Source organism: Streptomyces rubellomurinus (assembly GCF_000961885.1).
Classification (GTDB): Bacteria; Actinomycetota; Actinomycetes; order Streptomycetales; family Streptomycetaceae; genus Kitasatospora; species Kitasatospora rubellomurina.
In genome coordinates, this window is the sequence record NZ_JZKH01000138.1 from 1 (window position 1) to 14,100 (window position 14,100).

Below are 14,100 nucleotides of genomic sequence, written 5' to 3' on the forward strand. Positions count from 1 at the left end.
CCCCCACCCTGGCCGTCCCCCCGGCTGCCGATCCGGCCGCCGATCCGGCCGCCCCCGACGCCGCCGCCCCGGCCGGCCTGCGCAGCCGCCCCGGCCGGCCGTTCCCCGGCGGGCCCGCCGACACCCCGTACGGCCTCGCCGCGCCCCCCGAGGGCAGCCTGCTCGACATGCTCAAGGTCGCCATCGCGATCCTTGACACCGCCGGCCGCGTGGTGCTCTGGAGCCCCGCCGCCGAGGAACTGCTCGGCTGGCCCAGCGAACTGCTGGTCGGCCGCCGGATCGAGGAGCTGATCCCCGACCAGGAGCAGGTCGGCCGGATCCGCGCCGCAGTCCAGGACACGCTGCGGCACGGCCGCTGGGCCGGCAACGCCGAGCTGCGCGACCGGGAGGGCGTGCCCGTCCCGGTGGACGCCCGGATCGCCCTCCTGGTGGACGGCGACGGCACCCCGTTCCTACAGGTCAGCCTGGCCGAGGCGACCGCCGTCCGGGCCATCGAGCGGGACCTCGCGGTGCGCGACGCGCTGTTCGAGCAGTCCCCGCTGGGCATCGCCATCCTGGACACCGACCTGCGCTACACCGCCGTCAACCAGACCCTCGCCGAGATGAACGGCGTCGCCCTGGACGACCACGTCGGCCGCACCACCGGCGAGACCCTGCCCGAGCGGACGGCCGACGAGATCACCGCCATCCAGCGCCAGGTGCTGGCCACCGGCGAGCCGGTCATCGACGTCACCCTCGCCTCCCCGGTGACCTCCCGGGCCGGCTACCGCTCGATCTCCTACAGCCGGATGACCGACCGCTCCGGCCGGGTGCTCGGCATCTCCGGCACCGTCATGGACGTCACCGAGCGTTACCGGGCCGTCGCCAAGGTCGAGCACGCCCGGCGCCGGCTCTCGCTGCTCAACGAGTTCGGCTCCCGGGTCGGTGACCTGCTCGACGCCGCCATGATCGCCCAGGAGCTCGCCAACTCCGTCGTCCCCCGGCTCACCGACCACTCCGCGGTGATCCTGCTGCAGGCCGTCGCGCACGGTGACGACCTGCCCCGGCACGGCCACGACCGCCGCACCTCGCTGCTGCAGCTCGGCACCGCCTCCGTCCAGGACGGCCCCGAGGTCGAGGTGATGCTCCGCCGCGGCGCCCGGATCACCTTCGCCGAGGACTCCGCCTGCGGCCGGGTGCTGCGCACCGGCGTCCCCGAGCTGCTGTCCGGCGCCGACCAGCTGGACGACGTCACCTACCCCGGGGACCCCAAGACGCAGGCCGCCCACGACCTCGGCGTGCACTCGATGCTGGTCGTCCCGCTGCGCGCCCGCGGCATCGTGATCGGCCTGCTGCTGGTCAGCCGGGCCGGCTACCGCGAGGGCTTCGACCGGGACGACCTCGCCTTCACCGTCGAACTCGCCGACCGGGCCGGCAGCTCGCTGGACAACGCCCGCCTGTACGCCCGCGAACGCACCGCCGCGCTCACCCTCCAGCGCACCCTGCTCCCGCAGCAGGTCCCGCAGCCCACCGGCGTCGAGGTCGCCTACCGCTACGTGCCCGGCAGCAGCGGCACCGAGGTCGGCGGCGACTGGTTCGACGTCATCCCGCTGCCCGGCGACCGCACCGCCCTGGTGGTCGGCGACGTGATGGGCCACGGCCTGCGGGCCGCCGCCACCATGGGCCGGCTGCGCACCGCCGTCCGGGTGCTGGCCGCCCTCGACCTGCCGCCGGACGTGCTGCTGCGCCACGTCCACGAGCTGGCCGACGACCTCGCCCAGGGCCCGGACGAGGCGCTGCTCGCCACCTGCGTCTACGCGGTGTACGACCCGGGCACCTCGATGCTGACCGTCGCCAAGGCCGGGCACATCCCGCCGGTGCTGGTGGTGCCCCGCGAGGAGGCCGACGAGCCGACCCGCACCGGCAGCCCGCTGCCCGGCGGCGCCGGCCGGATCCTCGACCTGCCCTCCGGCGCGCCGCTCGGCGTCGGCGGAGTTCCGTTCGAATCCGTCGAACTGAAGATCGCCGAGGGCAGCCTGCTCGCCCTGTGCACCGACGGCCTGGTCGAGTCCCGGGACAAGGACCTCGACGTCGGCCTCGGCCGCCTCGTCACCGTGCTCCAGGAGCCGTACGCCTCCATCCAGGCCGCCTGCGAGGCGGTGCTCGACACCATGGAGCAGGGGCGCGAACCCGACGACGTCGCGCTGCTGCTCGCCCGGCTCGGCCACGGCCAGGCCGGCACCCCCACGGCCGGCTGGACCCTGCCGGCCGAACCCACCGCCGTCTCCCGGGCCCGCCGGCTGGTCCGCGGCACGCTCGCCGAGTGGGGCGTCGAGGAGCTGACCGACACCGCGGAACTGCTGGTCAGCGAGCTGGTCACGAACGCCGTCCGGTACGCGAGCGCCCCGATCGGGCTACGGCTCACCCTGGGCGAGACGCTGCTGGTCGAGATCTCCGACCCGCTGCCCGACCCGCCCCGCGAGCGGCACGCGGCCGAGGCCGACGAGGGCGGCCGGGGCCTGGAACTGGTCCGCCGGCTCGCGCTGCGCTGGGGCGCCCGGGCCGAGGGCATCGGCAAGGTGGTCTGGTTCGAGCAGGCACTGCCGGGCCGCGGGGCCGAGACGCCGTGAGGCCGGCCGGTCCGTCGCGGGACCGGGACGCATATGCCATCCCGGGCGCTGGGGGAGCGCGCGCCCCGGAAGGGGGCGCGGACGTGGCATTGTGGTTGCGCGGGCGGTAGGACAAAAACCTTCGCCCGATCTGATGTTGTGATGTTGAGGGCGTGTGAACGTACCCCTCGATGATGAATACTCGGTCTTCTCGACATCCGGACGGTCGCGGGTTGGAGGGGTCGGTCCGTTGAACAGCACCCCGGCGCGGAACGCGCCGAGCAGCAGCGGTCATGCCGCTGTTCCCGGGCAGGTCGGCGCCTTGCAACCGCCCACGCCCACGGCCCCACCGGGCGGCCGTGCCGAAGGCCCCGCCCGCACCGCCGTCACCGGGGCGCGGACCTGGGGCGTCGGCGACCCCGGATCGATCTACGACTACATCCGGGTCGCCACCTTCGCGATCGGCCCGGACGGGCGGATCAGCCAGTGGAGCGAGCGCGCCGCCGAGTTCTTCGGCGTCCCCGCCGGCGAAGCGGTCGGCGCCGACCCGATCGCCACCTTCGTCCCCCGCGAACTCTGGCAGCGCGGCCGCGCCCGGCTGGAACGCACCCTGGCCGGCGAGGAGTGGGTCGGCACCACCCCCTACCGGGAGGCGGGCGGCGGCGAGGGCCTCGCCGAGCTGTACCTGATGCCCGACAGCGCCCTGCCCACCGCCGGCGCCACCTGCCTCGCCGTCGACCTCGGCCGGCTGCGCCGGGTCGAGACCGACCTCGCCGCCTCCGAAGCCGTCTTCGGGCAGACCCCGACCGGCTTCGTGCTGTTCGACGACCGGCTGCGCCTCCAGCGGGTCAACGACGCCTTCGCCTCCGGCATGGGCCTCGCCCCCGCCGACCTCGAAGGCCTCACCGCGCACGACCTCTTCCCGGCCGGCGAGGCCGACCGGCTCACCGCCGCCCTGCGCAAGGTCCTCGCCACCGGCGAGCCCGTCTTCGACCTGCGCTTCCACACGCCCGTCCCCACCCGCGAGGGCAACCGGCTCTGGGCCGTGTCGCTGTACCGCCTCAACGGCAGCGCCGGGCAGCCGATGGGCATCGCCGGGCAGGTCTCCGACGTCACCAGCCGGCACGTCGCCGAACGCGAGGCGGACGGCGTGCGCCGCAACCTCGCCCTGCTCAACGAGGCCAGCGCCCACATCGGCTCCACCCTCGACCTGGAGACCACCGCCAAGGAACTGCTCGACGTCGTCGTCCCGCCGTTCTGCGACCTCGCCACCGTCGACCTGTACACCGCGCTGCTCTCCGGCGAGACCGTCCCCAGCGCCGGGCGGCTCGGCGACAGCGTGCTCACCGACGGCAGCGGCGAACTGCGCCGGGTCGCCGTCTCCAGCGTCATCGGCGGCGCCTCCTCGGTGCTCGGCTCCGTCACCGGCCTGCCGATCGCCGAAGCCGGCGGCACCCTCTGCTACCCGCGCCGCTCCCCGCACGCCCGGGCGCTGCGCACCGGCCGCAGCGTCGTCCCCGAGCCCGGGCCCGACCCGCTGCTGCGCTCCACCCTGATCGTCCCGCTGGTCGCCCGCGACCAGGTGCTCGGCCTCGTCCAGCTCTCCCGGGCGATCGGCAGCGAGCCCTTCGACGCCCGCGACGTCGCGATCGCCGAGGAACTCGTCGCCCGCGCCGCCGTCTGCATCGACAACGCCCGGCTCTACCGCCGCGAGCACGAGCGCGCCCTCATCCTCCAGCGCAGCCTGCTGCCCCCCGGCAAGCCGGCCGCCAGCGGCCTGGAGATCGCCTGCCGCTACCTGCCCAGCAACAACAACACCGAGGTCGGCGGCGACTGGTTCGACGTCATCCCGCTGCCCGGCAACCGCACCGCCCTCGTCATCGGCGACGTGATGGGCCGCGGCCTGCGCGCCGCCGTCGCCATGGGCCAACTGCGCACCGCCGTCCGCACCCTGGCCATGCTCGACCTCGACCCGGCCGAAGTGCTCGGCGCGCTCGACGAGATCGCCCGCGGCCTCGGCGACGACTCCGTCCCGGCCGGCCCGCACAGCCCGTACGGGCGGCTCACCTCGTCGGCCGACGAGGAGGCCCGCGAGGTCTACCTCGCCACCTGCGTCTACGCCGTCTACGACGCCGTCACCCGGCGCTGCGTGTTCGCCAACGCCGGCCACCTGCCGCCCGTCCTGCTCAGCCCCGGCGAACCCGCCCGGATGCTCGACGTGCCGCCCGGCCTGCCGCTCGGCGTCGGCGGCGAGCCCTTCGAGGAGGTCGAACTGACCCTCCCGGACGGCGCGTTGCTCGGCCTCTACACGGATGGCCTGGTGGAGAGCCGCAAGCACCAGCTCGACGAGGGCCTGAAGGCCTTCCGGGTCGCGCTCTCCGACGAGGGCAAGGGCCTGGAGGAACTCTGCGACCACGTGCTCGGCGAGCTCAACCCGCACCACGGCGAGGACGACATCGCCCTGCTGATGGCCAAGGTGCACGCCTTCCCCGAGGACGCGGTCGGCAACTGGTTCCTGCCGCCCGAGCCCACCTCCGTTGCCAAGGCCCGTGAACTGGCCTGCAGTTGGCTGCTCGCCCGGGGTCTGGACGAACTGGTCGACACCACCGAACTGCTCGTCAGCGAACTCGTCACCAACGCGCTCAAGCACGGCCGGGGCGAGATCCGGCTGCGGCTGCTGCGCGAGCGCAGCATGGTCTGCGAGGTCTGGGACGACGGCTACGCGCAGCCCCGGCAGCGGCGCGCCCAGGAGACCGACGAGGGCGGCCGCGGCCTGCAGCTCGTCAGCCTGCTCGCCGAGCGCTGGGGCAGCCGGCGCACCCCCAAGGGCAAGATCGTCTGGTTCGAGCTGGCGCTGTAGGGCCTGCGAGGGGATGGGCCGTCCGGGTGAGCCGCCCGGCGGCCCGCCGTGTCGGCCCGGGCCCCGCCCGCCCGGCGGCGTTGCATGACCGCCATGCCCGTCCGCCCGCTCACCGCCGCAGCCGCCGCGCTGCTGCTCGCCGCCGCGCTCGGCGGCTGCACCGAGGGCCCCGCCCCGGCCCGCACCCCGGCCGCCGCCCCCGTCCCGGCCGACCCGACCGCCGGCACCGGGGACGTCCGGCCGCCCGACCGCGACGCCGTCCGGGACGGCGGCACGGTGCGCTGGGCCCTGGACGGCGTCCCCGCCACGCTGAACGTCTACCAGGGCGGCGCCACCGCCGACTCGGCGCTGCTCGCGCAGGCGCTGTACCCCGCGCTGTTCCGGCCCGACGAGCACGGCCGGCTCGCCCCCGACCCGGACTACCTGGCCGGCGCCGAGTCCACCCCGCCCGGGCAGCAGCCCCAGGTCGTCACCTACCGGCTCAACCCGCACGCCGTCTGGAGCGACGGCACCCCGCTGACCGCCGCCGACTTCAGCGCCCAGCGGGCCGCCCTCTCCGGGCTCGACCCCGCCTACCGCGGGCGCCCGGCCGCCGGGTACGACGCCATCGACTCGATCGCCCAGGGCGCCGACCCGCACGAGGTCAAGGTCACCTTCCGGCGGCCGTACGGCGAGTGGCGCGCGCTGTTCGGGCCGCTCTACCCGGCTGCCGAGACCGCCACCCCGGGCGCCTTCGCCCGGGCGCTCACCGGCACCGGACACCTCGGCGCCGGGCCGTACACCGTCGCCCGGTACGACGCCGAGCGGGTCGAAGTGGTGCGCAACCCGCTGTGGTGGGGGGACCGGCCGAAGGCCGACCGGATCGACTTCCTCGCCGTCCCGCCCGAGCGGCGGCTCGACGCGCTCGACCAGGACCGGCTCGACGTCGCCCCGCTCACCGCCGCCGTGGACCGGGCCGAGCCCCAGGCGGCGGCACCGGCCCTCGAACGGGCCGCGTCGCTGCCCGGCCTCACCCTCCACCGGGCCGCAGCCGCCTCGCTCACCCAGCTCACCGTCAACGCCGCCCGCGGCCCGCTCACGGACCCGGCGCTGCGCCGCGCGCTCACCCGGGCCGTCGACCGGCGGCGGATCGCCGAGGCCGCCCTCGCCCCGCTCGGTCTGCCCGGCGCCCCGCTCGGCAGCCACCTGCTCGCCCAGGACCAGGAGGGCTACCGGGACGACAGCGCCGCGGCCGGGCGCGCGGACGCCGCCGACCTGCTGGAGCGGGCCGGCTGGAAGCGCCCGAACGGCGGCACCCGGACCAAGGACGGCAAGGAGCTGTCGCTGACGCTGCTGCTCCCGGCCGGCTCGGCCACCGCCGCCCGTACCGCCGAGGCGCTGCGGGCGAACCTCGCCGAGGCCGGCATCGCGGTCAGGCCGGTGGCCGTGCCCGCCGAGACCTTCGCCGCGGACCACCTGGCCGCCGGCGACTACGACCTCGCCCTGTTCTCCTGGCCCGCCGGCCCCAGCCCGGCAGCCGAGCAGCGGGCCGCCTACGCCAAGCCCCGGCCCAACCCGGACGGCGCCCTCGACCCCGGCGGCAACTACGCCCGCAGCGGCACCGAGGAGATCGACCGCCTCTTCGACCGGGCCGCCGCCGAGCTCGACCCGGCCGCCCGGCTCGACCTCCTCCAGGAGGCCGACGTCCGGATCTGGCAGCTCGGCCACTCCGTGCCGCTCTACCAGCGCCCCGACCTGGTCGGCACCCGGACCGGCCTCGCCGGAGCCGGCGCCTTCGGCTTCACCCGGCCGCGCTTCCAGGACGTGGGCTGGACCGGGTAGGGCGCCGTGAGCGCGGCGACCGGCTGTGATCTTGATCCCGCCCGACCTGGTCGTTTCTGCCCACCTGGGCGCTTCCCCGTACGATAGGGGGAAGCCGCGCATGTCCAGATGCCCGGCGGGTGGACCGGTAGTAGCAGGCGGAACGGGCGGCGGCGATCGACAGGGATCGCAAGTGCGCGTCACGCAGCCGGGCGCCGCAACCCACGATTCCGGGAGAATCAGCAAGGCATGCCCACGCGCAACGACATCCGTAACGTCGCCATCGTCGCCCACGTCGACCACGGCAAGACCACGCTGGTCGACGCCATGCTCAAGCAGGCCGGCGCCTTCGCCGCCCACCAGCAGCTCGACGACCGCATGATGGACTCGAACGACCTGGAGCGCGAGAAGGGCATCACCATTCTCGCGAAGAACACCGCGGTCAAGTACCACCCCAAGGACGGCGGCGCGCCGATCACCATCAACATCATCGACACCCCGGGCCACGCCGACTTCGGTGGCGAGGTCGAGCGCGGTCTGTCGATGGTGGACGCGGTCGTCCTGCTGGTCGACGCCTCCGAGGGCCCGCTGCCGCAGACCCGCTTCGTGCTGCGCAAGGCGCTCTCCCAGCGCCTGCCCGTCATCCTGTGCATCAACAAGACGGACCGCCCGGACTCCCGGATCGACGAGGTCATCAACGAGACCTACGACCTGTTCCTGGACCTGGACGCGGACGAGGAGCAGATCGAGTTCCCGATCGTCTACGCCTGCGCCCGTGACGGCGTCGCCTCGCTGACCAAGCCGGAGAACGGCACCGTTCCCGCGGACAGCACCAACCTGGAGCCGTTCTTCTCCACCCTGCTGGAGCACGTCCCGGCCCCCAGCTACGACGAGGACGCCCCGCTGCAGGCGCACGTCACCAACCTGGACGCCGACAACTTCCTCGGCCGCATCGCGCTGCTGCGCGTCGAGCAGGGCGAGCTGCGCAAGGGCCAGACCGTGGCCTGGATCAAGCGCGACGGCACGATCCAGAACGTCCGCATCTCCGAGCTGCTGATGACCGAGGCGCTCACCCGCAAGCCGGCCGAGGTGGCGGGCCCCGGTGACATCTGCGCCGTCGCCGGCATCTCCGACATCATGATCGGCGAGACCCTGGCCGACACCGAGAACCCGATCGCGCTGCCGCTGATCACGGTGGACGAGCCGGCCATCTCGATGACCATCGGCACCAACACCTCGCCGCTGGTCGGCCGCGGCGGCTCCGGCAAGGGCGCGGACGCCAAGTCCGGCGTCAAGGTGGACCGCAAGGTCACCGCCCGCCAGGTGAAGGACCGCCTGGACCGCGAGCTGATCGGTAACGTCTCGCTGCGCGTGCTGGACACCGAGCGCCCGGACGCCTGGGAGGTGCAGGGCCGCGGTGAGCTGGCGCTGGCCATCCTGATCGAGACCATGCGCCGCGAGGGCTTCGAGCTGACCGTCGGCAAGCCGCAGGTGGTCACCAAGGAGGTCAACGGCAAGACCCACGAGCCGGTCGAGCGCCTGACCGTGGACGTGCCCGAGGAGCACATGGGTGCCGTCACCCAGCTCATGGGCGTCCGCAAGGGCCGGATGGACAACATGTCCAACCACGGCTCGGGCTGGGTCCGGATGGAGTTCGTCGTGCCGTCCCGCGGCCTGATCGGCTTCCGCACCGAGTTCCTGACCAACACCCGCGGCACCGGCATCGCGCACTCGATCCACGAGGGCCACGAGCCGTGGTTCGGCCAGCTGACCACCCGCAACAACGGCTCGCTGGTCGCCGACCGCGCCGGTGTGGTCACCGCCTTCGCGATGACCAACCTGCAGGAGCGCGGCGTGCTCTTCTGCGAGCCGGGCACCGAGGTGTACGAGGGCATGATCGTCGGTGAGAACTCGCGCTCCGACGACATGGACGTGAACATCACCAAGGAGAAGAAGCTCACCAACATGCGGTCCTCGACCGCCGACGTGGCCGAGTCGATCGTCCCGCCGCGCAAGCTCTCGCTGGAGCAGTCGCTGGAGTTCTGCCGCGAGGACGAGTGCATCGAGGTGACCCCGGAGACGGTTCGCATCCGTAAGGTCGTTCTCGACCAGAAGGACCGCGGACGCACCGCCTCGCGCGCCAAGAAGGCGTGATCCGGTCATAGCCGCGGCCTTTGGCCGGAATGTTCGCCCCCCTTTCCAGATGGAGAGGGGGGCGAACTTTTTCAACTACTCCAAGTTGTCGGGGCCGCTATTCACGGAATAGCGCTCATCACACCCGGGTGTCCGCTGAGCGGACGTGACAGTTCGTCATCCGTGACGACTGTCCGTTTGGTGCCTGTCTGGCTATGTCTCATATGTCCGGTTTTCGAAACTTACCGACTGTTCATGTGACCTAATTGAGATCGTCACTGGTCACTTTCGTGTCCGTGCGTGACGGATAGTGGAGCCAGTCAGGCTCGGGTCAAGGGTTAACGCGCAGGGGTGCGCGCCGAAACCACGAGCGCGGACGGCACAGCGGGCCCGGTATGAACCGTCCGCAGTGCTCTCCTCGTTGCAACGTCGAATTCAGGAGGCACACCGATGCGCGGTGCGAGCCAGGCCAAGTGGGTTGTCGCAGCTGTTGCTGTCGCCCTCGCCGCGACTGCTTGTGGTAGCGGTGGCAGCAGTGACAACTCCGCGGGTAGCAACGACAGCTCCGCGGTCGACCCCAACGGCGTCTTCAGCTACCAGAGCGGCGAGCCGCAGCGTCCGCTGCAGCCGGCCAACGCCATGGAGAACCAGGGCGGCCGCATCGTCAAGCAGCTCTTCATGGGCCTCGTCGACTACGACCCGGCGACCGGCGCGCTGCGCAACCAGGTGGCCGACAAGATCGAGACCACCGACGCCAAGCACTACACCGTCACCCTGAAGTCCGGCTGGACCTTCCACGACGGCACCCCGGTCACCTCCAAGTCCTTCGTCGACTCCTGGAACTGGTCGGCCAACCCGGCCAACAACCAGATCAACTCGGACTGGTTCTCCGACATCGCCGGCTACGACGCCGTGCACCCGGAGAAGGGCGACCCGACCGCCAAGGAGATGTCCGGTCTGAAGGTCGTCGACGAGACGCACTTCACCATCGACCTGACCAGCCCGGTCTCGTACTTCACGTACAAGCTCGGCTACTCCTCCTTCTACCCGCTGCCCGAGGGCTTCTTCAAGGACCCGGCCGGCTACGGCGAGAAGCCGGTCGGCAACGGCCCCTACAAGTTCAAGTCGTGGGAGCACAACAAGGCCATCACCCTTGAGGCCTACGACAAGTACCAGGGCACGAACAAGGCCAAGAACGGCGGAATCATCTTCCGCAACTACACGGCCGGCGAGGCCGCGTACAAGGACCTGATGTCCGACACCCTCGACGTGCTGGACCAGGTCGACCCGACCGACCTGCCGAAGTACAAGGACGACCTGGGCAAGCGCGCGGTCGACCAGCCGCAGGGCGCCATCCAGAACATCTCGTTCGCCCTGTACAACCAGGAGTGGAACGCCCCGGGCAAGGAGAAGGTCCGTCAGGGCCTCTCGATGGCGATCGACCGCGAGACCATCACCAAGACGGTCCTCAACGGCAACCGCCAGCCCGCCGACGCGTTCGTGGCCCCGGGCGTCATGGGCTACAAGGCCGGCACCTGCGGCGACGCCTGCAAGTTCGACCCGGCGAAGGCCAAGCAGCTGATCCAGGACGGCGGCGGCGTCCCCGGCAACAAGATCACCATCCTGTACAACTCCGACGGTGGTCACAAGGAGTGGGTCGACGCGGTCTGCAACTCGATCCGCCAGAACACCGGCGTCGAGTGCCTGGGCGACCCGAAGCCCGACTTCAAGACCTCGCGCGACCTGGTCACCAAGAAGCAGGTCCCGAGCATGATGCGTACCGGCTGGGTGCAGGACTACCCGCTGAACGCCAACTTCCTGCGTGACGTCTACGGCACCGGTGCCGCGGCCAACGACGCCGGCTACTCGAGCCCCGAGTTCGACAAGCTCACCAAGGAGGCCGACGCGGCCACCTCGGTCGAGAAGACCGCCGAGCTCTACCAGCAGGCCGAGGCCGTCCTGGCCAAGGACATGCCGGCCATCCCGCTCTGGTACTACAAGACCTCTTCGGGCTACTCGAAGAACGTCCAGAACGTGAAGTTCGACTCCTTCGGCAACCCGGTCTACACCGACGTCGAGGTCAAGAAGAAGTAATCGGTCGGCACCGCCTGACCCGGTGACAACGGCCGGTGCCCGTCCATCCCCACAAGGGCGAGAGGACTGGCACCGGCCGTTGGCACGCCGACTTATCTCTCCGGGTTGACGGGCCCGGCAGAGCCAACATGGAGGCACGATGGGGCGCTTTGTCGCGAGGCGACTGCTCCAGATGATCCCGGTGTTCATCGGAACGACCGCGCTCATCTTCTTTATGGTGCACGTGCTGCCGGGTGACCCGGTGGCCGCGATGTGGGGCGACAAGGCGCCGGACCCGGTCCAGCTCGCCGCCCTGAAGCACCAGATGCGTTTCGACGAGCCGCTGATCCAGCAGTACCTCGATTACATGGGGGGCCTGGTCACCGGTGACTTCGGAAAGACGCTGGGCAACCAGCGGCCGGTGCTCGACGTGATCACCGAGGCCCTGCCGGTCACCATCCGGCTGGCCCTGCTGGCCTTCGCCATCGAGATCGTGCTCGGTGTCGGCATCGGCCTGGTCTCCGGTCTGCGCCGCGGGAAGCTCTTCGACAAGGGCACCCTGGTCATGACCCTGCTGCTGATCTCGATCCCGGTCCCCGTGCTCGGCTTCGTGTTCCAGACGGTCTTCGGGCAGAACCTCGGCTGGGTCACCCCGACCGTCCAGGACAGCAACGACATCTCCCAGCTGGTGCTGCCGGCCGTCGTGCTCGGCTCGCTGTCGCTGGCGTACGTCGCACGCCTCACCCGTACCTCCATAGCCGAGAACATCAAGGCGGACTACGTCCGCACCGCGGTGGCCAAGGGCCTGCCGCGGCGCAAGGTGATCGGCACCCACCTGCTCCGCAACTCGCTGATCCCGGTGGTCACCTTCCTCGGCACCGACCTCGGCGCCCTGATGGGCGGCGCGATCGTGACCGAGGGCATCTTCAACGTCAAGGGTGTCGGCAACGCGCTCTTCATGGCGATCAACCACAAGGAGGGGCCGACGGTCTCCGGCTTCGTCGCCTTCCTGGTGCTTGTGTACCTGGCCGCCGGCTTGATCGTCGACCTGCTTTACGCGGTCCTGGACCCGAGGATTCGTTATGCCTGACCTGACCGAGAAGAAGGACGCGGGGCAGATCCCCTCCCCGCGCGAAGGGGCCGCCGCGGCGGCCGTGGCCAAGCCGGAGAAGGCCCGCAGCCTCGGCTCCGACGCCTGGCACGACCTGCGCCGCCGGCCGATCTTCGTGATCTCCGCGCTGCTGATCCTGCTGCTGGTCGTCATCGCGATCGCCCCGGGCCTGTTCACCTCGGTGGACCCGCGCGCCGGTGACCTGCGCGCCCACTACCTGGGCAAGCCGGACTACACCAACTTCTTCCAGGCGGACTGGTTCGGCTACGACATCCAGGGCCGCTCGATCTACGCCCGCGTGATCTACGGCGCCCGCGCCTCGGTCGTCGTCGGCATCTGCGTCACCGTCGGCGTGACCATCGTCGGCGGTCTGACCGGCATGATCGCCGGCTACTTCGGCGGCTGGGTCGACACGATCATCTCCCGCCTCACCGACGTCTTCTTCGGCATCCCGCTGCTGCTCGGCTCGCTGGTGATCCTCAACGCCTTCACCTCGCGCACCGTGTGGAGCGTGGTGTTCGCGCTGGTCGCCCTCGGCTGGACCCAGATGACCCGCGTCATGCGCGGCTCGGTCATCACCATCAAGCAGGCCGACTTCGTGACGGCCGCCAAGGCGCTCGGCGCCGGCACCGGCCGGATCATGTTCCGGCACATCCTGCCGAACGCGATCGCCCCGGTGATCGTCGTCGCCACCATCGCGCTCGGCGGCTACATCGCCCTCGAGGCGACCCTGAGCTGGCTCGGCATCGGTCTCCAGGACCCGACCATCTCCTGGGGCATCGACATCAGCTCGGCCCAGAAGTCCATCCGTACGGCCCCGTTCGCCCTGTTCTTCCCCGCCGGAATGCTGAGCCTGACGGTGCTGGCGTTCATCATGCTCGGCGACGCGGTGCGCGACGCCCTCGACCCGAAGCTCCGCTGAGAGAAGAGGTGACGACCCGATGACCACCGTGATCGAGAACAACAACCAGAAGAGCGACCGGCTCGAAGTCGGCACTCCCCTCCTGGAGGTCAAGGACCTCCACGTGGAGTTCCACACCCGGGACGGCATCGCCAAGGCCGTGAACGGCGTCAACTACTCCGTCGCGGCCGGCGAGACCCTCGCCGTCCTCGGCGAGTCCGGCTCCGGCAAGTCCGTGACGGCCCAGACCATCATGGGCATCCTGGACATGCCGCCCGGCAAGGTGACCAAGGGCGAGATCCTGTTCCGCGGCCGGGACATGCTCAAGATGAGCAACGAGGAGCGGCGCCAGATCCGCGGCCAGAAGATCGCGATGATCTTCCAGGACGCGCTCTCCGCGCTCAACCCGGTGCTCAGCGTCGGCTACCAGCTCGGCGAGATGTTCCGGGTGCACCAGGGCGCCTCCAAGAAGGAGGCGAAGGCCAAGGCCGTCGAGCTGATGGAGCGGGTCCGCATCCCCGCCGCCAAGCAGCGCGTGAACGACTACCCGCACCAGTTCTCCGGCGGCATGCGCCAGCGCATCATGATCGCCATGGCGCTGGCCCTGGAACCGGACCTGATCATCGCCGACGAG

At 71.5% G+C, this 14,100-nt stretch carries 8 protein-coding genes; all 8 read left to right on the forward strand.

Annotation, left to right across the window (positions count from 1 at the left end):
* Nucleotides 1-2,609, forward strand: a 2,609-nt coding sequence (locus VM95_RS35310) for a SpoIIE family protein phosphatase (RefSeq protein WP_341846051.1), incomplete at its 5' end; no start/stop codon positions are given.
* Between the two features lie 301 nt (nt 2,610-2,910).
* Nucleotides 2,911-5,448: a SpoIIE family protein phosphatase gene (locus VM95_RS35315; RefSeq protein ID WP_078861051.1), complete on the forward strand. Its 2,538-nt coding sequence runs from the start codon at nt 2,911-2,913 to the stop codon at nt 5,446-5,448.
* Nucleotides 5,449-5,541: 93 nt separating this feature from the next.
* Nucleotides 5,542-7,269 (forward strand): ABC transporter family substrate-binding protein, encoded by a 1,728-nt coding sequence (locus VM95_RS35320; RefSeq protein WP_052707768.1) that lies wholly within the window; start codon nt 5,542-5,544, stop codon nt 7,267-7,269.
* 228 nt (nt 7,270-7,497) lie between these two features.
* A complete protein-coding gene (gene typA / locus VM95_RS35325; protein ID WP_045704883.1) occupies nt 7,498-9,402 on the forward strand; it encodes a translational GTPase TypA in 1,905 nt (634 codons plus the stop codon).
* Nucleotides 9,403-9,831: 429 nt separating this feature from the next.
* Complete coding sequence (locus tag VM95_RS35330) at nt 9,832-11,475, forward strand: peptide ABC transporter substrate-binding protein (protein ID WP_045704884.1); 1,644 nt, start codon at nt 9,832-9,834, stop codon at nt 11,473-11,475.
* A gap of 139 nt (nt 11,476-11,614) precedes the next feature.
* Nucleotides 11,615-12,544 carry an ABC transporter permease gene (locus VM95_RS35335; protein WP_045704885.1) on the forward strand — a complete coding sequence of 310 codons (930 nt, stop codon included), beginning with the start codon at nt 11,615-11,617 and terminating at the stop codon, nt 12,542-12,544.
* The gene (locus VM95_RS35340; RefSeq protein ID WP_045704887.1) at nt 12,537-13,487 is read left to right on the forward strand and encodes an ABC transporter permease; all 951 of its coding nucleotides are present in this window, start codon (nt 12,537-12,539) and stop codon (nt 13,485-13,487) included. The genes VM95_RS35335 and VM95_RS35340 overlap by 8 nt, the downstream gene beginning before the upstream one ends.
* Before the next feature lie 19 nt (nt 13,488-13,506).
* Nucleotides 13,507-14,100 (forward strand): ABC transporter ATP-binding protein (locus VM95_RS35345; RefSeq protein WP_045704889.1); only part of this gene is annotated, 594 nt, incomplete at its 3' end.

Excerpts from the sequence above, each read along its gene's own strand:
- VM95_RS35335 (WP_045704885.1), top strand. The coding sequence starts at position 11,615 with ATGGGGCGCTTTGTCGCGAGGCGACTGCTCCAGATGATCCCGGTGTTC.
- typA (WP_045704883.1), top strand. The coding sequence starts at position 7,498 with ATGCCCACGCGCAACGACATCCGTAACGTCGCCATCGTCGCCCACGTC.
- VM95_RS35320 (WP_052707768.1), top strand. The coding sequence starts at position 5,542 with ATGCCCGTCCGCCCGCTCACCGCCGCAGCCGCCGCGCTGCTGCTCGCC.
- VM95_RS35340 (WP_045704887.1), top strand. The coding sequence starts at position 12,537 with ATGCCTGACCTGACCGAGAAGAAGGACGCGGGGCAGATCCCCTCCCCG.
- VM95_RS35330 (WP_045704884.1), top strand. The coding sequence starts at position 9,832 with ATGCGCGGTGCGAGCCAGGCCAAGTGGGTTGTCGCAGCTGTTGCTGTC.